At 40.5% G+C, this 24658-nt stretch carries 20 protein-coding genes; 15 read left to right on the forward strand and 5 right to left on the reverse strand.

What is annotated here, in order from left to right:
- Window positions 1–2 precede the first annotated feature (2 nt).
- From KPY62_RS02500 to yfaE, 7 genes are all read left to right on the forward strand, one after another.
- Entirely contained in the window at window positions 3–1661 is a 1659-nt protein-coding gene (locus tag KPY62_RS02500; protein ID WP_216580680.1) for a ThiF family adenylyltransferase, read from the forward strand.
- Window positions 1658–2122, forward strand: coding sequence for a Mov34/MPN/PAD-1 family protein (locus KPY62_RS02505; protein ID WP_228730532.1), 465 nt, complete (start codon window positions 1658–1660; stop codon window positions 2120–2122). The genes KPY62_RS02500 and KPY62_RS02505 overlap by 4 nt, the downstream gene beginning before the upstream one ends.
- Window positions 2115–2918, forward strand: coding sequence for a DUF6602 domain-containing protein (locus tag KPY62_RS02510; RefSeq protein WP_216580681.1), 804 nt, complete (start codon window positions 2115–2117; stop codon window positions 2916–2918). Before KPY62_RS02505 ends, KPY62_RS02510 begins: the two co-directional genes overlap by 8 nt.
- A 564-nt stretch (window positions 2919–3482) precedes the next feature.
- Window positions 3483–3839: a hypothetical protein gene (locus KPY62_RS02515; RefSeq protein WP_216580682.1), complete on the forward strand. Its 357-nt coding sequence runs from the start codon at window positions 3483–3485 to the stop codon at window positions 3837–3839.
- A gap of 45 nt (window positions 3840–3884) precedes the next feature.
- Window positions 3885–4031: a hypothetical protein gene (locus KPY62_RS02520; protein WP_216580683.1), complete on the forward strand. Its 147-nt coding sequence runs from the start codon at window positions 3885–3887 to the stop codon at window positions 4029–4031.
- 84 nt (window positions 4032–4115) lie between these two features.
- Entirely contained in the window at window positions 4116–5249 is a 1134-nt protein-coding gene (gene nrdB, locus KPY62_RS02525; RefSeq protein ID WP_216580684.1) for a class Ia ribonucleoside-diphosphate reductase subunit beta, read from the forward strand.
- A gap of 184 nt (window positions 5250–5433) precedes the next feature.
- Window positions 5434–5700 carry a class I ribonucleotide reductase maintenance protein YfaE gene (gene yfaE / locus KPY62_RS02530; protein WP_216580685.1) on the forward strand — a complete coding sequence of 89 codons (267 nt, stop codon included), beginning with the start codon at window positions 5434–5436 and terminating at the stop codon, window positions 5698–5700.
- A gap of 112 nt (window positions 5701–5812) precedes the next feature.
- Here the strand turns inward: yfaE and KPY62_RS02535 are convergent, their stop codons facing one another.
- Window positions 5813–7132, reverse strand: coding sequence for a S1C family serine protease (locus tag KPY62_RS02535; protein ID WP_216580686.1), 1320 nt, complete (start codon window positions 7130–7132; stop codon window positions 5813–5815).
- Window positions 7133–7421: 289 nt separating this feature from the next.
- Between KPY62_RS02535 and KPY62_RS02540 the strand changes: the two genes are divergently transcribed.
- Together KPY62_RS02540 and KPY62_RS02545 are read left to right on the forward strand one after the other, a co-directional pair.
- Window positions 7422–8300, forward strand: coding sequence for a Nif3-like dinuclear metal center hexameric protein (locus KPY62_RS02540; protein ID WP_216580687.1), 879 nt, complete (start codon window positions 7422–7424; stop codon window positions 8298–8300).
- 750 nt (window positions 8301–9050) lie between these two features.
- Complete coding sequence (locus tag KPY62_RS02545) at window positions 9051–10250, forward strand: transglycosylase SLT domain-containing protein (protein WP_216580688.1); 1200 nt, start codon at window positions 9051–9053, stop codon at window positions 10248–10250.
- Between the two features lie 102 nt (window positions 10251–10352).
- On the opposite strand, the gene KPY62_RS02550 is transcribed toward KPY62_RS02545, so the two are convergent.
- From KPY62_RS02550 to KPY62_RS02560, 3 genes are all read right to left on the reverse strand, one after another.
- The gene (locus KPY62_RS02550) at window positions 10353–13364 is read right to left on the reverse strand and encodes a LysM peptidoglycan-binding domain-containing protein (RefSeq protein WP_216580689.1); all 3012 of its coding nucleotides are present in this window, start codon (window positions 13362–13364) and stop codon (window positions 10353–10355) included.
- A 306-nt stretch (window positions 13365–13670) separates the two neighbouring features.
- The gene (locus KPY62_RS02555) at window positions 13671–14165 is read right to left on the reverse strand and encodes a hypothetical protein (RefSeq protein WP_216580690.1); all 495 of its coding nucleotides are present in this window, start codon (window positions 14163–14165) and stop codon (window positions 13671–13673) included.
- Window positions 14166–14552: 387 nt separating this feature from the next.
- A complete protein-coding gene (locus KPY62_RS02560) occupies window positions 14553–15680 on the reverse strand; it encodes a CNNM domain-containing protein (RefSeq protein ID WP_216580691.1) in 1128 nt (375 codons plus the stop codon).
- A 540-nt stretch (window positions 15681–16220) separates the two neighbouring features.
- On the opposite strand from KPY62_RS02560, the gene yajC reads away from it, so the two are divergent.
- From yajC to KPY62_RS02590, 6 genes are all read left to right on the forward strand, one after another.
- Window positions 16221–16547, forward strand: coding sequence for a preprotein translocase subunit YajC (gene yajC, locus KPY62_RS02565; protein ID WP_201622188.1), 327 nt, complete (start codon window positions 16221–16223; stop codon window positions 16545–16547).
- A 152-nt stretch (window positions 16548–16699) separates the two neighbouring features.
- Window positions 16700–18580 (forward strand): protein translocase subunit SecD, encoded by a 1881-nt coding sequence (gene secD / locus KPY62_RS02570; protein ID WP_216580692.1) that lies wholly within the window; start codon window positions 16700–16702, stop codon window positions 18578–18580.
- A 9-nt stretch (window positions 18581–18589) separates the two neighbouring features.
- On the forward strand, window positions 18590–19885 hold the full coding sequence (gene secF, locus KPY62_RS02575; RefSeq protein ID WP_228730533.1) for a protein translocase subunit SecF: 1296 nt from the start codon (window positions 18590–18592) through the stop codon (window positions 19883–19885).
- 325 nt (window positions 19886–20210) lie between these two features.
- On the forward strand, window positions 20211–21629 hold the full coding sequence (locus KPY62_RS02580; RefSeq protein WP_216580693.1) for an MATE family efflux transporter: 1419 nt from the start codon (window positions 20211–20213) through the stop codon (window positions 21627–21629).
- Between the two features lie 280 nt (window positions 21630–21909).
- A complete protein-coding gene (locus tag KPY62_RS02585; protein WP_216583054.1) occupies window positions 21910–22548 on the forward strand; it encodes an AzlC family ABC transporter permease in 639 nt (212 codons plus the stop codon).
- Window positions 22541–22900: an AzlD domain-containing protein gene (locus KPY62_RS02590; RefSeq protein WP_216580694.1), complete on the forward strand. Its 360-nt coding sequence runs from the start codon at window positions 22541–22543 to the stop codon at window positions 22898–22900. The genes KPY62_RS02585 and KPY62_RS02590 overlap by 8 nt, the downstream gene beginning before the upstream one ends.
- A gap of 137 nt (window positions 22901–23037) precedes the next feature.
- Here KPY62_RS02590 and purF read toward each other — a convergent pair whose 3' ends face one another.
- Window positions 23038–24573: an amidophosphoribosyltransferase gene (purF, locus tag KPY62_RS02595; RefSeq protein ID WP_216580695.1), complete on the reverse strand. Its 1536-nt coding sequence runs from the start codon at window positions 24571–24573 to the stop codon at window positions 23038–23040.
- Window positions 24574–24658 lie beyond the last annotated feature (85 nt).

A 24658-nucleotide genomic window follows, 5' to 3' on the forward strand; every position in this document is an offset into this window, starting at 1 on the left:
ATATGAGATTCTCTAGAGAAGAGCTACTAGATACTATTAGTAGCATAAGCTACGTATCTAACTTACGAGATTTTAACTTCGATAAAAATCTCGTAAGTTTCAATATAGCTTTTGACTTTGAGGGCCTTAACGAAGAAATAACTTTTGAAGTAACAATCAATTCTCAATATCCATTTAAATTTAGTGGTTCTGAAACCATAAGCTTTAATAATCTTGATCTGATTGAATATAGTCATGTAATGAGTAATGGCTCAGTATGTTTTCATAATGAACATTGTATTGATTTTAGACAAAAGTTAATGCAGGACTTTAATGCTATCAAATGCTGGATTACTAAATATATAATCAAAGAAGAAACAGATAGTCATTATGAGCATTTAATAGTTGATAATAGTAAGTTCGATAGTAGCTTTTACTCTTATCAATTTACTAATATAGAAGAAGGCTTTAAAAAAGGTGAGTTTGGTACAGTCTCTATCAAACTATTGTCTAACTCCAACTATAACCAGTACACTATTAATAACCACCTTGTTCAAAGTTTCAATGACTCAGCTCAACCTACTATAAAAGATTGCGACTGGAGTAATTACTATCTTAAAGCAAGTAGCAGTGAACAAGGTATATACATTTTTTTGGAAGAAGCGCCAGCTGTTAATCAACGATTTTCATTCAATAACTGGTCACAATTTAATGGAAAATTTAGTCAAGATTTTTTGAGTTATTTATGGAAGTATATTTTTTTAAATAGCAGTAGCTTCGATACATCTAAACCACTGCCTATTTTTATAGGTTTTGACACTGCAAACAATGAAGCGCACTGGCAAGTAGCTTTAGTAAGCATAGATGAAGTTTTTTTTGAAAGTAAAATTAATATTGAGAATCAAGAGCAGTATATTTTAAAAGATACTGTAATAAATTGGGCAATAACGAATAACTCTTCTTATTCATATTTTTTTGGTCGTGGTGCGTTTAGTGAAGTATTGACTAATTCGAAGATATTAATTATTGGTGTTGGTGCAGTTGGCAGTAATGTTTCTAAAACATTAGTAAGATGTGGGTGTAAAAATATATTTTTGGTCGATTACGATATTAAGGAACCTGAGAATATTTGTCGTTCAGAATATGAATTTATGTACCCTTACAATAATAAGGTAGATGAGCTATGCGACTTGCTTTATAGAATATCACCGTTTGTGGAAGTCAGAGCAACAAGAAGTCTTATTACAGAACACCTTAAGTCTGAACCTTACGCTAAACTTCTTTCTAATAAACTTGAAAAAGAATTATCAAACTATGATTACATATTTGATTGTTCTACTGACGATGATTTGATGCATATCTTAGATAGTCTTAATATTACAGCTAATATTATCAACTTATCTGTTACTAATCATGCTCAATCACTAGTTTGTGGCATATCGCCAAATACTTATAAGTTTGTTAGACATCAGTTTGATAGTATTTTAGAGAATGACGTTGAAGACTTATATAACCCTATAGGTTGTTGGAGTCCGACTTTTAGAGCTTCTTATAATGATATCTCTACCCTTGTACAATTTGCTTTAAAACAAATTAATAATATGACTGACAATCATGAATTAAGGAATTTTGTTATCAACTATCATGATAACGGCGAATGCTTAAAAGTGAGTAAGTTTTGACTATTACTAGGCACTATAAGAACCTGAAGTTAGTTGTTGATGATAGCTTGTTAGAAAGTATTTATCAGTCAAGCTGTGGGCACTACCCCAAAGAGTATGGCGGTTTTTTGATTGGCAAATATTCTCATGACTTTAAAACCTTACATATTCAACAATCTATCACAGCAGGGATTTTTAAGAGTAGTCGAATTGAGTTTACTAGAGAGTCTGGCTATCTGAAGTGCGAGTTTGAAAAACTATTCATACACAAAGGACTCTACTATATCGGTGAGTGGCATACTCATCCAGATGGTGAAGCATGGTATAGCTCGACAGATTTAAATGCCATGATTAGCATAGCTCATGAGAAAAATGTAAAGATCGACAATCCTGTCTTACTTATTTTGAGTATTACTAACAATAGTTTGAGGGATTTCAATTTCTTTATTCTTAACAATAATAGGTTAGAAATATATGAGTAATATTGAACTGCCCGAGCTATTTAAAGGTATGCAGGAGCAAATGAAAGCTCAATTAAGTACCAATAGAAGCTTTATAGAACATCCTGGCTCGAAGGGTGATGCATTAGAAAACGCTTGGATTGAATGGTTAAAGCATTATCTTCCTAACCGATATAGTGTAGATAAAGCTATCGTTATTGATTATCACGGCAATACTAGCCATCAAATTGATATCGTGATATACGATAATTATTTTACGCCTTTTATTTTTTCACAGAATGGTTTTCACTATATTCCTGCTGAAGGTGTATATGCTGTATTTGAAGTTAAGCCTGATATTTATGGAAACATAGAATATGCGGGTGAGAAAATAGCTAGTGTTAGGTCGTTAGATAGAACATCTACATCGATGATTAGTTCTGGAAATCTACTTCCAGCGAGACCCCTTACAAAAATAGTAGGAGGTATATTAGCAACTAGCAACACTTATAAACAGAATAAGACAGTCGAAAGTAACATATCAAAACTAAAAGGATTACAAACAATTGATTTAGGTTGTGCTGTTGAGACAGGTAGTTTTTCTGTAGATTACAGTGGTAAAGAGAATCCTGAAGAGAAGGATTTTAGTAAGCGTATAAATGAATACTATGAAGAACGAAAATTCAACGAAATACATTTTAGTCGCCCTGAAAACTCTTTAATCACTTTCTTTATGCAATTAACACGCTACTTACAACAAGCTATCGGTACTATTCCAGCTATTGATTTGCAAGCCTATCTTAATGTAATCGGCGAAAAGATTGATAAAGAGATTTAAGATTTGTAGAATTTGATAGAAAAATAACTGACCATTAATTCCGTTGGGTCTCGTTCCTCGACACCAACCTACCCTTAGATCGTAGCGGTTGTTGTAGGCTGGGTTTTTAACCCAGCGTTGTAACCTTGCAAGAGTAAGATGCTGGGTTAAAAACCCAGCCTACGCAAAAACATATTTAACTTTATAGCTTATGTTGGCTCGTGATGTAGGGTGCGTTCCACGCACCCATAGTTTGAAAGTTAAGTTTAACGGTGCTTAAAAAGCACCCTACGAAATAAGCATAAATAGTGATACTTGTAAGAAAGACCAACTCTGCCCTAAGGAGGTCGTTCAGCCCCGACTATAGCGGTATCCTGTCGACGACGATGGTGTTGTAGGCTGTGGCTGGGAGTGGTCGCTCGAACGTTGGAACACTATCAGACACCATAGACTGCACGCCAGCGGCTAGGCAGATACAAGCGGTAGGCGGGATTAGCTGCTGAAGTTTTATAATATTTAACCAATGAATTTAAGCTTTTATAATTAAAATACATACCAATAACGAAAACGACGGAGGTCATAGACGTGCACTATACCGCAATCATCAAAGACGGTGGTTTGTTTATCCCTAACGTATTTTCCGACCTAAATAATGGAAATGATGGGCACTCACGCATAGTGGAAGTGGTTGTTGATATCGAAGAAGTTCGTCAACAGTTAGGCTTGAACGAAGACCCTAAAAAAGTAGCGCCTAGACAAGCAAAAAAACCCATAAAGAAATCGGGCAAAAAAGAGCTGCAAAAACCAGCAGCAGTAGATACGCTGCGCAAGAATAATATCGATGAACTAGAGTCATTCGATGATGGTGAGTTAAGCGAAATGCTAAAAGCTTATATGAATAATGAACAAGTACCAGAGCAGATATCTTTAGAGAATTTATAGTTGTTTTTGGAAAATAGTCAAGATCAATGAAAAAAGGAAGTTGTGGTGACTTACGAAATTCATGAACAGACAAATATATTGAGTGGAGTAGATGTTTCTGAGGAACAAGATGATATAGAGCTGGGTAAAATAGTTGAACAGCGAATGAATGACGAGCAAACACCTATTCGAGTAACACTAGACGATCTATAATAGTATAACCAAAATTTTATTTTTGCTGGGCTAAAACCACAGTATACAACACCTACTAAACGCATAAAAACAAAGGCCAACCTCATGACTTACTCAATCTTTAATCAAACGCCAAATGATGCTATGAAAGAGCCTATGTTCTTCGGCCAGCCAGTCAATATCGCTCGCTATGACCAACAAAAGCACCCTATCTTTGAGCAGTTGATCGAAAAGCAACTGTCCTTCTTTTGGCGTCCAGAAGAAGTCGATGTCTCAAAAGATCGTATGGACTTTGGCAACTTGTCCTCGCATGAACAGCATATATTTTTGAGCAACCTAAAGTACCAGACCCTACTCGACTCTATCCAAGGTCGTAGCCCGAATATTGTGTTATTGCCTCTAGTATCGATTCCAGAGCTTGAGACTTGGATTGAGACTTGGTCTTTTAGCGAGACTATCCACTCACGCAGCTATACTCATATTATTCGTAATATCGTCAATGATCCAAGCTTAGTGTTCGATGATATTATGAAAAACGAGCATATTCTTGAGCGTGCCTCTGATATTGCCCAGTATTATGATGAGCTGTATCGTAACTCGCAGCTTTATAGCTTGTATGGTGCCGGTACCCATAATATTAATGGCGAGACTGTTACTGTGGATCTTAGATCGCTAAAGAAACAGCTGTATCTTTGTATTATGGCGGTTAACGTTTTAGAAGCCATTCGTTTTTATGTTTCGTTCGCTTGCTCGTTTGCCTTTGCTGAGCGTAAGCTGATGGAAGGTAATGCCAAGATCATCAAGCTAATTGCTCGTGATGAAGCGCTGCATTTGACGGGTACTCAGCATATCCTAAACTTAATGCGTAATGGTCGAGATGATCCAGAGATGGTAGAGATTGCCGCTGAGTGTCATGAGCAAGGTATCGAGATCTTCCGTAAAGCCGCTGAGCAAGAAAAAGAATGGGCGGGTTATCTCTTTAAAGATGGCTCAATGATCGGTCTAAATAAAGACATTCTTTGCCAATATATCGAATACATTACTAACTTACGTATGGAAGCGGTTGGCTTGCCATCAGCGTTCCCAAAATCGAAATCTAATCCTATTCCTTGGATCAATACTTGGTTATCTTCTGATAACGTCCAAGTAGCGCCACAAGAGACAGAGATTAGCTCTTACTTAGTAGGTCAGATTGATTCAGACTTATCTAACAGCGATTTTGATGACTTTGAGTTATAAGATTGAGTTATAAGATTCAATTGTAAGATTGAACGATAAGCATCAGCTACAAAGCTTAATTATAAAATTGGGCTTTATCGCAAAGATATAGAATTTATTTATGGACTTTAGCTATAGAACTGAGTTTTATAATTACAGTATAAAAGACACTTTATTTACTCCCTTTTAGTATGCAGGATTCATTATGACATGGGTGATGACTAGTAAGCGGCAGTTTTACTTGCATGACGATGAGAGCCTGCTAGATGGCTTACTGCGTACGGGGCACGATGTCAACTTTCAGTGCCGAGAAGGCTACTGTGGCAGCTGCCGAGTACGACGTATTGCCAGCTCACATCCGATTGATTATCCGTTTGTGCCTTTGGCAATGATTGAAGACAACGAGATACTGCCCTGCTGCTGCCGAGTACAAGGGGTTATCTATATTAATCATGAATTTATTGATGAATAAAATCAGGCAAACTGCTACAAGATTTTAATCGCCACCACAAAAATACTAGCCATAAAAAATGCGCTGTCTTAGTAAAGGCAGCGCGTTTTTTATGACTACTACTAGCTTGATGCTACTGAGCGACAGCGTCTTGTTCAAATAGCTTTAATAACTCTTCACGCATCCGGTCGCGCTCTTCTTTTGACATCATAGGTCTATTCTCTGACTCGCCATGATAGTTAGGCTGCCCACTCAGACCCTCATTAATGACTACTGGTACTTCAACCACTTGTTGCGCTGGGCGTTCTGTTAGTAGCACATCGACTTGGGCATTTTTACCATTACGTAAAATCTGCGTAACTAATGTAGTATTAGGGGGTTTGCGTGCCACATATTGAATAAGACTATTGGCATCAGTCATCTCAACACCATCAATAGTCAATATGATATCACCCACTTTTAGACCACTTTTATCCGCAGGGCCTTGTGGAATAACTTTAAGCACTTCAACCCCAGTGGAGGTTTCAAGTTGAGTAGGATCACGCAATTGTGATTGAATCTCGATGCCCAACCAACCACGGCTAACACGGCCATCTTTGATCAGCGCATTCATTACTTGCTCAACTAAAGCGGTTGGAATAGCAAAACCAATACCCATCGAGCCACCAGAGCGTGAGAAGATAACCGTATTGATACCGACTAGCTCGCCATTAGCATCAACTAGTGCTCCCCCTGAGTTACCTGGATTGATAGCAGCATCGGTCTGGATAAAGTCCTCAAACTTATTAACTCCTAGACCAGTACGACCAGTCGCTGAGATAATACCTTGGGTGACGGTCTGACCTACTCCAAATGGATTACCAATAGCTAGTGCTAAATCACCAACCCGAATAGGGGACTCGCGAAAACCTAAAGGCGTAAGTCCAGTCATCTCTACTTTAATGACCGCCAAATCACTATCTGGATCAGTACCGATAACCTTAGCACGACTCTTACGACCATCACTAAAGGCAACTGTAATCTCGTCCGCCTTTTCGACTACATGAGCGTTAGTGACGATATAACCATCCTTTGAGACAATGACTCCTGACCCTAGGTTAGTTGAGCCTTGATCTTGTTGATTGTTATCTTCGAAATACTGGCGCATCACAGGATCATCTATATAAGGATGCTCAGCCACGGTTTGGGTAGTATAAATATTGACTACTGACTGTGAAGCACGGGCAACCGCATTGTGATACGAAGAGATAGGCGCTGAGGTATTATCTGCCGAGACAGGAGCTGAGGCTTGTTGCTGAGCAGCAGTAGTTCTAGGCGGCTCCCAAGTAGCATTCGATGCGCTCTTCATACTCATGAATAACCAAATAAAACCAGCGATCATGATTAGCAATAACATCCAAGGTAACCACTTCCAAAAAAAAGCCTTATTCTTGGTATTAGGCAATGACGACATAAATGACCTCTATAAAGTTATATGAATAAATACTAACAGTTGCTATGCGTTGAACGCCAATGAGCGTATACCATAGATACATTGCCACCTATGCAAATTATAACTGGCATTGGCATAAAAGAGTCACGCATCGTGTACCTTTTCAGTTAGTGTATTTGTCTATTATTTTTCTACTAGCCCTTATAGCTTAATCGTTAGCGGCAGTCTCTTTGCTAGGTTTGGATGCTAACTCGAGGGTTTTATAATTGTGCTAAAATCTCCGTAATAAAATTAAGCCCAAGGAACCATCATGCCCTATAAAAACTCTGCAACTAGTGTAGAAAACCAGCCAGCAACTCAATCAGTAACTCAATCAATAACGGCGCAAGCCTTAGTGCAGTTTTGTGATGAGTATTTATCGAGCGCCGCCTTTAAAGACTATGCTCCTAATGGGCTACAAGTTGACGCGGGTCAGCCTATCAAAACTATTATCACTGGGGTTACCGCTTGTGAGGCGCTAATCGATGCCGCTATCGCTGCTAAAGCTGATGCTATCATGGTACATCATGGTTATTTTTGGAAAGGTGAGCCTGAGCCTATCGTTGGTATCAAAGGCCAACGTATTCGTAAGCTCATACAGAATGGCATTTCGTTAATCGCCTATCATTTGCCTCTCGATGCCCATCCGCTGATAGGTAACAATGCCAAGCTTGCTGAAATACTTGGCCTGACCATCAGCGGCCCATTGTATCCGCATGAGTCTCATCCAGTCGGTAACATCGCTACTTGTGCAGCGCAGAGTGCAGACGATTTAGCGGCAACTATTACTCAAGTGTTAGGACGAGCACCACTGCATATCTGCAGTGACTATCGTTTTACTCATAGTGACAGTCTTGCTGATAATTCAAGTTTATTAGACCATGCTAATAACAAAAAAATCGAACGTATAGGCCTATGCACAGGGGGCGCACAAGATATGATTGAGCAAGCCGCTATTATGGGTTGCGACGCTTATATATCAGGAGAGATATCTGAGAGAACCACGCATAGCGCGCGTGAGTTAGGGCTAGATTACTTTGCTTGTGGTCATCATGCTACCGAACGTGGTGGCATTCAGGCTTTGGGTGAGTTAATCGCTGAGCAGTTCAAGCTAACGGTGACATTTGTCGATATAGATAATCCTGCCTAATGGTTAAGATTTTTCCCTGTTTTGTTAACCTTACTTGAATGATAATTAGATAGACCGCATACAAAGAAATAGTAAGAGACTGTTTTGTCATGAAACTTTTCATCAATGGTAGCTTCCGGTTATAGCATCAGGGGCTTTAGGGCTGTGTGGTTAACTGTTATTTTTTAACAGTAATTTCAACAGTGGCATAGTCCTATAACTATAGAAATAAAGTCGATTTTAACAGCGGCCATTTCTGTACGCCTGATATTGCAATTGCTAGGTTAGTTTTTATAATCTTATATACTTGCCTGTATCTAGTTAAGCGTTAACTATATTATTAGCAGGCACTATAGAGATTTTAATAGCCAACTTAAAGCAATTCTGGACAAGATCACACCGCTCAAACCTTAATGCTTTTGACTTTTAAGCATCTTATTAAAAGTTAACGGCCATCATTGGTCAGCAGCCAGACCATAAATTCGATTTTAGTCATTATTTATAGTAAATCGATATTATTGCCTAGATCTTTGTTTCAATAACTTATTCATGACCTTACCTAAGTAATATATAGCTGTCTGATAGTTACTATTAACTAGTAGTGGCTTTTATATTACCAAATAGTCCCACACTCATTGGTTCAATGGGCTTAAGGTCAATTGAGGAGTGTTCTACTGTTTAACAGCGTCATTCAACTGGGCATTTATAATAAGCTCAATAAGTCGAATATCTGTTTAGGGTGAGCAGGATGGCTAAAATTAGGAGACCTCTATGCAGCGTATTACTTATCATGTCAAAGTATCGGCGCAAAGTGCTAAACGCCGTATGGATTATTTACTGCGTCCAGCCAGGCGTGAACTTAACACTAAAAGTAACCTCGTTCCTTTCATTCCGTCAAGCCGTTTTTCTAAGACCAAAAAGATTATGCAAGTCACTAGTATTGCCTTACTGTCTTTGCCTGCTGAAAGTCTGACGACTATGAATAATCAAGTCTCTACTTATGACCATGTCATGACAGATAAGACTTTGACTATTGCTGCTGTGCCTGGCGATAGCACTTATTTCGCTACTGATGGTTTCCAACATGGTTTTGGCTACGACTTAGTACGTAGCTATGCCGATGAGCTGGGGGTCACTATTACGCTAAAAGCTTATGCTAATGAAGAAGATGCTTTAAAAGCGTTAAAATCAGGTACTGCTGATATGGCCTTGACTACGGCTAGTACTGAGCTCAGAAATGAGTTGGCCCTACCCTCAATCAATGTCAGCTGTGGTTATGATACTAGCTTAACTAAAAATGGCCTAAACCCTAAAGTTAATTGGTCATTCAAAAACACTGATGATCCATTATCGCAAAAGGCCAGTAACTTTTTATGTGACAGCATTAAGCTTGATAATACCCAAAAGCTAGCCTCATTTTATAATCAAGATTTATTAAAAGATGCTTATAGCCAGCAACATTTTCAACAGACTTTGACCGAAAAACTCCCTAACTACCAGTCAACATTTAAACAGCAAGCTCAGCAGTACAATCACGACTGGGAGTTACTGGTTGCTATGGGTTATCAAGAGTCGCATTTAGACGCTAATGCTGTTTCACCGACTGGGGTGCGTGGTATTATGATGCTAACTAATAGCACTGCAAAAGCTATGGGAGTTGCTGATCGTATAGACCCTTATCAAAGCATCGGTGGCGGTGCTCGTTACTTAGAAGAAATGAAGTCTGATTTTACCGATGTGCCCAAAAGTGATCGGGTTTGGTTTGCCCTCGCTGGCTATAATATGGGTCCCAATGCTGTCAAACGTATTCAAAGCGAGTTGCGTGCACAAGATATTGATGATAAGAGCTGGGCCAATGTCTATGCGTATTTATCAGATAATAAAGCGGCAAATAGTCGTTATGGACAAGCTATGCACTATGTGAGTAATATCAGGAGCTATCTGGAAACTATTAAGACTACAGCTACTTAAAAAGCTTTAATAAGTAAAAACCGTTAATAAAAAAGCTGCTCTTATCTATAAGAGCAGCTTTTTTTGTAGCTAGATTTTAATTACCATCGCTTAACTTAACTTTTAACGATTGGGTACAGTCAAGCGTTGGCCACGTTGTATCATAGTATCCGCTGGTATTTTATTCATATCAGCAAGCTCTTGGGTCGATACCCCATATTTACGAGCTAAGCTGATTAAGTTGTCGCCAGAGCCGACCGTATAGCTAACCGTCAGTTTAGGTACTTTGATAGTTTGCCCACGTTGCAGTTGTGCATTAACCGCTATACCATTAGTAGCCGCTAGATCTTCAACTGATACTTTAAAGCGACCCGCTAAAGCAATTAAGCCATCACCAGATTGTACTTTATAATTTTCAGTATTGCCCAGCTTTTTGCCACTACTACTTGAGCCACTACTCGAACTACTGTTAGAACTGCTACTAGTACTTGCAGAGCTACTACTGCTTCCACCAGCAGGAATAGTAATATTGCGACCTAGTATCAAGTTTGAAGTCGTCGTCAAGCCATTGGCTGATGCTAAGTCACTGACGCCGATATTATAGCGTTTGGCAACCCCAGTCAAAGTATCACCTGATTGGATTTTATAGCTGATTGGCTTATCGTTTAACTTATTATCAACTTGCGCTTTAGAAGCCGGCACTTTGATAGTTTGACCACGTTGCAAGCGAGCGTTGGCATCGAAGCTACTATTAATAGCTGCGACTTGTTCGGCACTAACGCCAATACTATTAGCGATCCCAATCAAAGTCTCGCCAGATTTGACAGTATATTTGCTAGTAGCTGCTGAACTTGAGCTGCTGCTAGTACTTGCAGAGCTGCTACTACTGCTTATATTAGTATTAGCGTTTGCAGGAATCTTTAAGGTTTGACCAACATACAATGAGTCTGTAGTGCCGATATTATTCAAGCTAGCTAAAGCTTCAGTAGAGATATTGAACTGGCGAGCCAGAGCAATAAGTCCGTCACCTGGTTTTACTTTATAATTTTTGGTCGCTACATTAGCCTTGCTAAGCTTAGTCGATGGCGCCGCAGGAGTACTGATTGGAGGCGTCACTTTGCCAGGAATTAACCAAAGTTTCTGACCTCTTAGTAAGTCAGCACGGCTGCTTAGATTATTATAAGTGGCCAGCTGAGTAACCGACAAACCAAAGCGATTGGCAGTACCGATCAAGGTGTCACCACTTTGTACTACGTAGCTGTCAGGCTGGCTGGCAGCACTGCTACTCGTGTCACTAATAGGGGCAATAGTTTTGGCGTTGTAAAGATATAAAGTACTACCGGATAACAGATTTGTACTAGCATCTATCTGGTTCCACTCGGTAATATCACGCCAGCTAACCCCTGCTCGGCTAGCAATATTAGATAAGGTATCACCACGTTTTACCGTATAAGTAGTACGTTGACCTTGTGGTTTTGGTTTGCTTGCCGCTTTAGTAGGGAAGCTTAGTTTCTTCTCTTTACCACTAGCTTCTAATATAGACTGCTGCGTCTGTATCGCTGATAGCTTGATATTACCATCGATGGAGCTGACAATATCACGCTGCTCAGGGGTCTGCATTTGAATCTGTTGAGCGATGAAGTCACGTTCCTCTTTACTCAATGGCGGCTCTTGAGTAATAGTGTTGTTGCGAGTGATCTGTGCTGAAGTGGTTGGTAAGCTATTACTACTCTTAAGCTCAGCATTGATTTTGTTAGTCTCTTTACTAGTAATAAGAGGCTCAGTATTAAACGAGGTATTACTACCATAAACAGAGCTACTAGTTGGATTTGGTGTCGGTGTAATATAGCTGGTGGTTTGCTGCGGCACACTGGCGCTAGACGCATATGCCGCTAAGCCACCACCAGTCGCAGGCAATGACGAGCTAGGATATGGCTTACTATTATAATTAGGAGTGCTAGTTGTTGGGCTATTATTAAAAGTAGTCGTAGCGGCGATCACATTACTACTGCCGTTGCCTCTTAAGCTACTAAGCTTAGCATCTATATTGACATCGACATCATTAGGAATAATGATCCGCTGTGGGCCTGATGAATCAATGCGCGAAGACGTTAACGCCGTATTGAGTCTTTCAAGCTCATCGTAACTCACGCCTGTCACTTGGGCTACTTCAGCCAGACTGACACCATAGTTAGCAGGCACACTACGAAAATGCTGACGGTTAGCGATAGCTGGGAGATAAACCCCAAACTTCTCTGGATTAGCGACAATCTCAGCAACCGCCAAAAAGCGTGGCACATAATTCATAGTTTCAGTAGGTAATCTAAGCGACCAATAATCGGTAGGTAAGCCTTGAGCTCTATTGGCATCAATCGCTTTTTGTATGCGTCCTGGACCCGCATTATAAGCGGCTAAGGCTAGCTCCCAACTACCAAACTGATTATGTAATGCCGTCAAAAAGTCGTAAGCGGCACGTGTAGATTCGATAACATCACGGCGACCATCGTAGGTGCTGCTCTGGTTTAGACCATAGATACGACCCGTACTAGGAATGAACTGCCATAACCCTGCTGCTGCAGCGCTACTAGTACCACCTGGATCATAGGAGCTTTCGATGACTGGCAACAGAGCGAGCTCAGTTGGAATATTACGGCGCTCAGCTTCACGCACCGTATGATAAAGATAGCGACTTGCCCGTGCCGTTAGACGATTTAGATAGTCTTGTCGGCTAGTAAACCAGCCTTTTTGACCTTCAATGCGCTGATTATAGACTGGGTTGCCACTATTCATGCGATAACCAGCTCGCAAACGACCCCACAAATCACCATACTGCTGAATCGCAAGTTTATTACCTTCAACCATTGTCATATCACTGGCTTCAAGCAAATCCGCTAGCTCATCTAAGCTTTCCGCATCTAAATAGGCAGTTGAATAGTCACCACCAGCATTTACATTAGGCTGAGTAGTAGCTGCTGTTTGATTAGCAGGACGCTTAGTAATGACTGGCGATGAATTAGTAGCACCAGTATTTTTGACTGCTGAAGTATTACTACAAGCGCTGATAAGCAGCGTCGATACCGCTAGCGTCAAAGGCAAAGCGATAAATGAGCGAGATTTAAAGAACACATTAGACATGATAATTGGCGTTTCCTAGCAGCTAGTATGAGTACCGATATGAATAATTGACAGTATAGTATGCAAAGCGAAGCAAAAACCATAGCTATCTAAAAGATATTTAAAAAATGATAACGCTCACTGGGAGCGTAGTAGATTTATATTAATAGGTATTGAACATTCGACCATAGCACCGTCTACTTATCACCCTTCAACACCCTTTAGTATAAATCAATATAAGTTAACTTTTATATTGCTTGGCCGATGAGCACTAGCTTGATTAAGCCACTCTACACTTGAAGACATTTTATTATAATAGCCATCACTCTAATCAATAGTGACTTGTGATACAGCTCTTAGCAATACTGCATTACCAGTAGCAACCGTTAATGTCACTCGTGAATTAGTAACAAAAGACACATTCTGGCCATCTTTAACCCAGCTCTCAGTAGTCGTCACGTTAGCTTTTGCTTGTTCTCCAGTAGTCACTATATTATTGATACTGATCTCATAACGGTAATTTGAAGTTTGATTCCATCCTGTCTGTAACAGTCTTAGATAAGCCTCTTTATCCAAGCTAGTAGACTTGCCCTTTCTAGATAAAGAAATAAGCGCATCATCAGAGACTAGACGTGATACTTGACTGATATTTTTACTATTAGCTGCCGCTTTCATAGCCGCAGAATAATTCTGTACTAAGCCTTCAGTCATAGTTGCAGCCTGCGCACTGATAGAGAACGTAATAGCTGTAGCTGCTATTGCCGCTATGCTCGTACTTCTGACTATTACCGTCAGCAATCGTTTTACCCATATATTTTGCATCGTAATCCTTAGCGATAATAGTAAGATTAACTATTGACAGGTCGTTAAAATCCATTGGTATCGTTCTGAGCTCATCAAACTTTATTATTAACTAACTTTTATTACTAGCTAATAGCGAGCAATGAAATGGCTTTATATAAGCTGCTATTGCTAAATACTAGAGGTTTAGGGTCAGTTGAGTAGACCTTAAGTAGTCATTGTTTTAGCCTATCACTAATTTCTAACACTCATGTAACGGTCTATATGACTATTGATAGGTCATAGCTATAACAACTGTAACATTTTGAAATAAATATTTATACACTAGCGCTAGCGGCTGTAACATTGGCAGTTATGCCATATTAACAGCCGTATATCTAATTGCTTATAAGATAAGTAGTAAAAAGTCTAGTTATGATAATCTTCATCATCGCTGAGCTTCATCCCTAAGCGCTCTACTCGTCTGTCCATCATTTGCCGTGCTAGCGCCTGCATATCCTCAACCCGATCAATCTCGTCGACAATCTCTAAACCCAATAGGGTCTCGAACACATCCTCTAAAGTAACTAGCCCTTTGACTTCACCATACTCACCCACTGTAATGGCAATATGAATACGGTTCTTTAACATCAATTCGAGCAGATCAAAAAGTTTCATCTTGGAAAATACAAAGCTAATTTCGCGTTGAAACTGAGTTAAAGGTTTGTGTACTGCATGATTTACTTTTGCCAGTAGCATGTCCGTTTTTAATACAAAACCAGTTATGTTGTCCAAGTCACCTTCATATATAGGTAAGCGAGAAAAAGTTAGTTTTGGTCGATCAGCCATCACTTCAGCGACTGTTTTACTTTGCTCAAATGCCAGCATGACCGAACGCGGAGTCATAATATCTTCGACTTTTATCGCCCCAAAGGCTAGCAAGTTACGAATAATACGAGCCTCTAACGGATCGATTTGCCCAGCCTCTTCCCCTATGCTAGTTAAAGCGGCAAACTCACGACGGCTAAACACATTGGTGTCTTTACCACCAACCAATAGTTTGGTTAAACGTTCAGACAACCAAATAATCGGATACAGCAAGATGATAATACCGCGGACGAAATAAGCTACTAATCCGCTTAACTGCCGCCAATACACCGTTCCCAAAGTTTTGGGTATGATTTCAGAAAAGGTTAAAATAGCCAGAGTCATCAAAGCTGAAAATAAGCCAAACCAAGCACTACCGAATACGATTGTTGCTTGCGCACCAGCACCAATAGATCCTAAAGTGTTGGCAATCGTATTTAAAGTTAGGATGGCCGCCAAAGACTGATCAACACTATCTTGTTTTAAGCGTTTGAGCATTTTGGCTTTTTTGGGATTGCTTTCTTGTACATCTGCAATGTATGACGGAGTCATGCTAAGCAGAACAGACTCGGCCATTGAACAGACAAAAGACAGACCAATCGCCATACTAACAAAGCCTATTAGCAGCATAACATTGCTAGTGCTTGGTTCAGCGAGGGCTTCGGCAGCAAAAGCCGGATAAGGGAACATAAATAATAGGGATAATAACAACAGCGCAACTATAGTTAAAGGCTTACTAAAAAGCCTAAGATAACTATGCTGGTAGTTATGCTGATATGAGTAGCTGCCTAAAGAGGCAAGCGTCGTCGGGGGAGGTTTCGCGGACGCTGGTTCACTATGAGCGCGCTGACGACATAAACGAGGTACAAACAAAAAAATGGGCAACAAGGTAGGTAACCTGAATATTAAGAGGACTTAAAAAGGATTAAACAATCTACTATTATCGTTCAATATAGACCATTTTAACGTTTTGATAGTAGCATTGATGCTGTGCTTTAACAATAATTTGTCATTTTATCTGATTTTTATTTTTTCAAGTTTTGCTTTCACTCTTGTGTATAGAACGACTAATCCTTATATCTGAGCTAAGTTGCATGTCAATATCTTTCAAAACTGTCTGTCTTAGCGTATAAATATACTCTCAGCTTATGATTAACAGTTACTAAGTGGAAGAATTTTTGTTACTATGCGTCTAATTTTATTGTTATCTGCAACTCACTGAGAGAACTTATGAGCTTTTTTATCCAGTCAGCCCACGCTGCTGAAACTGCTGGCGGCGCTTCGATATTCGGTCAAATCTTACTTCCTGTAGCCTTTTTTGCTATCTTTTACTTTTTGGTGATTCGTCCCCAATCTAAACGTACTAAAGAGCATCGCGCTATGGTTACTGCCCTTACTGTCGGTAGCGAGATTATTTTCGCTGGTGGACTGATGGGTCGTATCAAAACCCTAGAAGGCGATTATGCTATCGTCAGCTTGAATAACAACACCGATATTAAAGTACAACGTGCTTCGGTCATCTCAGTATTGCCTAAAGGCACTATTGAAAGCGTCTAAGTTGGTTCAACAACGCTGGCCGTCTAGAAACTTTATTACTGTATTAGCCTGCTCTTATATAATCCTACAAAATGACCGTTCATTACTTACGGTCATTTTGTGCTTACTTGTGGCCTGCATCGCCAATATTTTATTAACATAAAGAAGTGATTATGCAATATCCTGCTTGGAAATACTTCGTCATTATCATCGTGCTCATAGTTGCCGGTCTTTATGCAGCGCCTAATCTTTATCCTGATGAGCCAGCAGTACAAATTACTAGTGCTGCAGCTGGGACACAGCTATCTGAAAGTGTCTTGACTCAGTCACAAAGTTTGCTCGATGAAGCTAATGTGAGCTACAAAGGTGGTAGCTTTGAGGGTAATAGTGCGCTATTACGTCTCGACAACTCTGTCACTCAGCTAAAAGCCAAAGAGGTTTTAGTTCAGAACTTAGGCGATGACTATGTGGTCGCCTTAAACTCAGCACAAACAACACCCCAATGGCTACGTGATATTGGTGCTAGACCGATGAAACTGGGCTTGGATTTGCGTGGCGGAGTACGTTTTGTCTTAGAAGTAGACATGGATGAAGCGATTAAGCAGCGTCTGAGTAGTGCTAGTCGTGATGCACGTAGTAGCTTGCGTGCTGAACGTGTGGCTATAAAGGGCATTAAAACCGAAAAGCAAAGTATCGCTTTACATTTTGCTGATACTGACACTCGTAATCGTGCTCAGAATATTCTACAAGCAGCGATGGGTAATGACTTTAGCTTGCAATCCTCTATCGATGAGCAAGGTCCATCCCTAATAATGGCCTATAACGATGCTAAGCTAGATGAGATCAACAGCTATGCGGTCAATCAAAACCTGAATACTCTACGTAACCGAATTAGCGAGCTTGGCGTTTCGGAAGCTTTAGTACAGTCACAAGGCTCTAGTCGTATCGTCGTTGAGCTGCCTGGTATTCAAGATCCTGCAGAAGCTAAGCGTGTACTAGGTCGTACGGCTAATCTTGAATTCAGAATGGTTGCCAAAGGCAGTGAAAACTTCACTGGTGGTATTGCTCCTGCAGGCACTGAAGCCTTTCCTTTTGAGACCCTCGATGGTCCTCCAGTACTATTAGAGCGTAAAGCTATTGTCACTGGTGAAAAGGTCACGGATGCACAGACCAATATCGATCCAGAAAGTGGTCAGCCTGAAGTCAGTATCACCTTGGATAGTGCTGGTGGTAAGCTGATGCAGAATGCCACTCGTACTGCTGTTGGCGATCAGATGGCAGTATTGTTTATTGAAAATAAGCAAAGAATTACTTATGAAGAGAATCCTACAACGGGTGAGTTAACTGAAATACGTACCCCTTACTCTGAAACTAAAGTAATCAATCGTGCCAATATTCAAGCAGTACTAGGGTCTTCATTTCGTATTACTGGTCTTGATAGCAGTGCTGAAGCTGCAGAGCTGGCACTACTGTTACGCTCAGGCGCACTTGCAGCCCCTATGTATTTCGTTGAAGAGCGTACTATTGGTCCCTCATTAGGGCAAGAAAACATTGATAAAGGCTTATTCTCAACGCAAGTAGGTTACTTGCTTGTATTCGCCTTTATGATTATCTTCTATCGCTTGTTTGGGGTCATCGCCAACCTTGCTTTGGCGGTGAACGTGATAATTATTATTTCAATTATGTCTATTTTAGGCTCGTCACTAACCTTGCCTGGTATTGCCGGTATTGTATTGACTATAGGTATGGCGGTTGATGCCAACGTGCTGATCTTTGAGCGCATACGAGAAGAGCTAGCCAACGGCGTCCGGCCAAAGAGCGCTATTAGTGCCGGCTTTGATCGTGCTTTTAGTAGTATTTTTGATGCCAACATCACTACTTTAATAGTTGCTTTTATTCTATTTGCTATTGGTACTGGTCCAATCAAAGGTTTTGCGATTACCTTAGCTATAGGTATCATCAGCTCGCTATTCACTGCTATCTTGGTCACGCGCGCATTAGTACAACTTGCTTATGGTAAGCGCAAATCACTCAAACGTTTGAGCATCGGTTAGGAGAAACACATGGCGATTGAAAGTAATAATCCCACCAATAAAGAAAACACACCGACTTCAAACAGTTCAGGTGGTGGTCCAGACAGCAATAATAGCAACCCTAGTGACAAAACACGTCGCCGTCGTAATAATCCGCGTCGTGATGGTAAGGGCAGCAACACCCAAACCAATAAATCGACTATTAAAGCAGAAGTTGAAACCAATACGAAATCTGCTAATAGCAAAACTCGTGGTGAAAAATCTAGACAAGCACTGACAGCACCATCATCAGTAGCTAATTATGAGCCCATTGATGGTAGGGATAGCACCGCTGAACTTGAAGCGGCTAATGCTGAGGGCGGTATTAAAGCTCTTGGTGATCAGCGTATTATTCCATTTATGAGTATAGAAAAGCCGATGGCCATTCTATCGATAATATTGGTTATTGCTAGTATTATTGCTATTGCAGTCAACGGCCTAAACTTCGGTCTTGACTTCACTGGTGGCGTATCAGCTGATATAAAATATCAGCAGCCTGTTGAACAAGTCACTGTAGTAAAAGCGTTGGCTGATAATGGTTTTGACGATGCGGTAGTGCAGTACTTAGGAACACGTGATGAGCTGCTGATTCGCTTACCGCCACAGTCTGACGATGTTAGTGGACTCAATACTAATCTCGAAAAAGCCTTAGCATTGCCAAATAACAATGTTGAAATCAATAATGTCAATATTATTGGTAGCCAAGTAGGTAATGAGATTTACCTAAATTCAATTATGGCTTTAGTGTTAGCGTTACTTAGTATGCTTGGTTACGTGGCTTTGCGCTTTCAGTTCAAACTGGCTCTTGGCGCTGTGATATCGCTATTTCATGATGCTATCGTCACGATTGGTGTGTTTGCGCTGTTCGGTTTTCCGTTTGACTTAACAGTGTTAGCGGCTATTTTGGCCCTGATTGGTTATTCACTGAATGATACTATTGTCGTCTATGACCGTATTCGTGAGAACTTCCGCCGCGTCCGAGGTATGACTCCACGTCAAACGGTTGATCTGTCATTGACTGAGACTCTACGCCGTACCATTATGACTATCTCAACCGTACTACTAGTAGTATTGGCTATGCTGTTCTTAGGCGGCGATGGTCTATACTGGTTCTCAGTAGCTCTATTTATAGGTTTGCTAGCGGGTACTTACTCTTCTACTTATATCTCCAGCTCTATTCCATTGGCGATGGGTCTATCACGTGATGACTTCATAGTAAAAGTAAAACCTGAGTTTGAAGAAGAGATCGTAAATTTTAATGATCCAAAAATGTTCGAACAAGAATAAATATCGTTTATTGCGGGTCTAGAGCTAACCGTTGTTGATTATTGATTGCTACTCGTTAATCACTAGTCATTAGTTCTTTATCACCGACATCGATAAAAGCACCTAACTTATAGGTGCTTTTGTCTTTTTAATAATATTTGTTTTAACAGTCTTTTAATTAACAGCCGTTAGAATAACGTCTTTATTATGAGTTAAATAAGAGTTTTAATAGTCATCGTTAGCAGCGCTTGTGCAACAGCCAATACTTATCAAGTCGCACTATCATCGAGGCTCAAAATAAGATGATAGGCAGACTATTTTATGTTTTTACCTAAGTGATTCCTCCATGTCCTCTACTATAGCATCAACCACTTTAGCCCCTATAGATACTCGCTATCAGCATATCATCAGTATTGCCGTACCAGTTATGCTTGCTAACTTGGCCATGCCGCTACAAAGCGTTATCGATACTGCTATCGTCGGTAATATGGATGATGCGGCAAAGCTTGCTGGTATGGGTTTGGCTATTCAGCTGCTGTCGTTATTATTGGTGAGTTTTAACTTCTTGCAATATGCCTCCTCTGGTCTATCTGCTCAAGCGTTAGGTCAGATGGCCGATAACCGTCATCTAGCTTCCAGTGGTGGCAGCAGCACTGCGATTAACCCCTCTCCTTTATTGGCCATACTACAACGGGCATTGCTGTTAGCTTTTATTATTGGCGGCGTATTACTGCTTGCAAAGCCTTGGCTGATTGACTTTGGTTTAAGAGCCTTATCGGCCAACCCTGACAGTGGTCTAGCCGCAAAAACCTATCTAAATGTGCGCTTTTGGGGAGTGATAGCTGAGCTGATGAACTTTGCCTTTATCGGCTGGTTTGCAGGACAAGGTAAAACTCGATACATGCTTTATCAACAAGGATTTATTGCTGTTGCTAATATCATTCTGACCTTGTTCTTTGTTTACGTGATGCAAATGGGTATAGCAGGTGTGGCTTTAGGAACCACTATAGCCTTTTGGTCAGGGATACTATTAGCGTTATGGCTTAGCCGTAAAAATCTAAAAATAAGCTGGCGAGAGCTATTTACTATTGACCCAGAGCGCTTTACTAAGTCTAAGATGTTTAGGCTATTTTCGTTAAATAAAGATATTTTTATTCGCACCTTAATACTGACCTTGAGCTTTGCTTGGGTCACTCGCTTGTCAGCACAAAGTGGCGATTTAGTACTAGCAGCCAACGCCATCTTATTGCAGATATTGAGTATTTCAGCTTTTGCCTTAGATGGTGTAGCCGTATCCGGTGAGACTCTAACTGGTCAAGCGGCAGGACGACGTGATTGGCAACGCTTTAGTATCATCGTCAAACGTACTGGCATAGTCAGCTATGGATTAGCAATAGTTCTTAGTTTAATTTGGTGGTTGTTTACACCGATATATTTAGAGTTAATGACTAACATTGAGCCAGTCCTAAGTTTGGCTAATGCATATAAAAATTATGCCATATTATTACCGATAATAGGCGTAGGGGCTTACTGGCTCGATGGAATATTCTTTGGTTTAACCGCTGGCAGTGTGATCCGCAATGCGGCGTTAATATGGGCAGCTATCTTCTTCCCCATTAGTTGGCTACTGTATCGGCAGTATGCTATGACTGGTATTTGGCTCAGCGTCTGGTGCATATTAATACTAAGGATGTTAGTACTTGGAGTGTATCTATATCGAGCCCAACGAACGGGTAGTTATGAAATTTTACAGCCTGACTTATAAATAAATCAGGCAATAAACTAAGTAATAAATTAGGTAGCGCGTTAAGTAGCCCTTTAAGCTATGGCTATTAACAATAAAGCGGTAAAATAAGCCGTAAAAATAACAAGCCACAGCTAGTAGGCTACCAGACTAACAAGCAATTGATAATCATGATTGATTTTGTAGTGAACCATACTGTTTATAAAATCATCAGCACTTAGGACATCCTGTGGACACTTATTCTCAAGCGCAGCCCAGTTACCAATGGGCTGCAGGTTTTAAAAAAAGCGTTCCTGTAGCTATGGGTTACTTGCCAGCTGGTATAGCGTTTGGGGTACTCGCTCAAGTCGCAGGCGTGCCTATCTGGGCCACTATTATGCTCAGTATCATTCTATATGCTGGCGCTGCACAGTACGCTTGCTTACCGATGCTAAGCGCAGGCTTACCTATAGGTAGCATCGCCACTAATATCGCTGCCATCAATCTGCGCCATATATTCTATGGAGTACCGCTGTTGAAGTATTTGCCGACTAATAAGCTGGCCAAAGCCTATTGTCTGTTTGCCTTAACCGATGAGACTTTCTCAGTAATGACTAGCTTACCCGCTGAGTCTCGGCAAGCGCTGATATTACCAATAAGTTTATTCAATCAAAGCTGGTGGGTGCTGGCAAGCACCGTTGGGGTACTGATAGGCAGTGCTCTTGACGATTTAGTACCGCATTTAGATTTTGCCTTGGTTTGTTTGTTTGTCATTTTGGCTTATGAGCAGTTTCAAAATATCAAACGCTACTTCCCTATCGGTATCGCGGTCATCGGCTTAGTTGTGGCCTCGCTATTCACCAGCAACTGGCTATTACTAGTCGCTATCATCATTTGTATGCTGCTAATATTGGCACGTGGTTATTGGCTCAATAAAACCCTTGGAGAGGCTAATGACTAGTAGTTATTTAATAGCCGCAACCCTAGCGATGGCAGCGGTCACTTTTATTACTCGGGCTATTCCAGCGTTAATCCCACAGAAGTTAATGGATCAGCCTTGGCTGCATCGACTTAATGAGAGTCTACCGTTATCCGTCTTAGTGTTATTAGTTCTAACTAGTATTAGCTATCAAAATTTAAGCCTAGCTACAGCCATAAATAGTGCGGAGCTGCATTTAGTATTGGCGCAAATAGGAGCGCTGGTTTTAGTATTATCAATCTATCATATTAGCCGTCAATTGCTAGTTAGTATGGTGGTTGGTATCGCCGCTCTAAATGGTTTGCTGTGGTTATTTGATCGTTTTTTAAACTAACGACGCAATAAATAAAAAGGCTGGATTCGATATGAACCCAGCCTTTTGTTATAATTGCTAATAAAAGTTAGTCATTGAGACTTAATAATTAAAACTTAATCATCGAAGTCTAATCATCGAAGCTTACCAATTAAATCTTATAGCTCAGCTATACCCATCATATCTACTGGGGTATCGGCAACTATTTGCATACCTTTTTTGCCAGTTTTAGCGCTTTCGCTACGCTGTTCTTGTAAATGGTCAAGATAAGCTTCATTAATTTGACCAGTGATATAGCAGCCATTAAATACCGCACAATCAAAGCCTTCAACTGTACTATGCTTAGTGTCTTTTACCGCATCGATTAAGTCATCTAAATCTTGGAAAATCAAGCGATCAGCACCGATGATCTCGCGTACTTCCTCGACAGTATGACCAGCAGCAATAAGCTCACTACGCACTGGCATATCTATGCCATAGACATTAGGATATATCACTGGAGGCGCTGCACTAGCAAAGAATACTTTGCGCGCACCAGCATCACGTGCCATTTGAATGATTTCATGACAAGTAGTACCACGGACGATGGAATCATCCACTAATAACACGTTTTTACCTTTAAATTCTAACGGTACTGCACTGAGCTTTTGTCTTACTGACTTCTTGCGTTGTTGCTGACCGGGCATAATAAAGGTGCGGCCAATATAGCGGTTTTTCATAAAGCCTTCACGATACTTAATATTCATCATCAGCGCCAGTTCCATCGCTGAAGTACGTGAGGTATCAGGAATAGGAATGACCACGTCAATATCGTGATCCTCCCCCCACTCTTTAAGAATTTTTTGTCCTAACTTTTCACCCATACGTAAGCGTGATTTATAGACCGAAATATTATCCATAATAGAGTCAGGACGCGCAAAGTACACATATTCAAAAATACATGGGGTATACTCTTTTGGCTCTACACATTGATGAGTATGCAACTGATGATTAAGGTCAATAAAGATCGCTTCACCAGGTTTAACGTCACGAACGATCTTAAATCCTGAGCTTGATAGCGCTACTGACTCTGAGGCAACCATATACTCAGTACCCCCATTAGCCGCTATACGCTCACCAAAAATCAATGGTCGGATACCGTTAGGATCACGGAACGCTAATAGACCATGACCGGTTATCAGTGCGACTACCGCATAAGCCCCTTCAACACGACCATAAACTGCTTTTACCGCAGAAAAAATATCTTCAGCAGTTGGATGAGTTTTGTCTAAACTTTGCATTTCATGAGCAAATACATTTAGCAAAACCTCTGAATCTGAATCAGTATTAAGATGGCGACGATCTTCAATATACAGCGACTTAGCCAAACTCTCAGCGTTAGTCAAGTTGCCATTGTGCGCTAGAGTTATGCCGTAAGGAGAATTGACATAGAAAGGCTGGGCCTCAGCACTACTTGAAGTACCCGCAGTCGGATAACGCACGTGACCAATACCGAACTTACCCACTAGCTTAAGCATATGACGGTTCATAAACACATCGCGAACCATGCCGTTTTCTTTACGCAGATATAGTCGTCCATCTTGCAAAGTTACGATACCTGCCGCATCTTGCCCGCGATGCTGTAGCATAGTTAACGCATCATAAAGAATTTGGTTGACTGGCTCATGAGCTGCAACTCCAACGACTCCACACATAGATATATCCTGTTGTTAGACAAATAGTAGTAATGAGGTGATTGTCAATTTGATCACAAAGTAGTGATAGTTGAATAGCTTACTG

It is taken from the genome of Psychrobacter sp. TAE2020 (assembly GCF_018919485.1).
Classification (GTDB): domain Bacteria; phylum Pseudomonadota; class Gammaproteobacteria; order Pseudomonadales; family Moraxellaceae; genus Psychrobacter.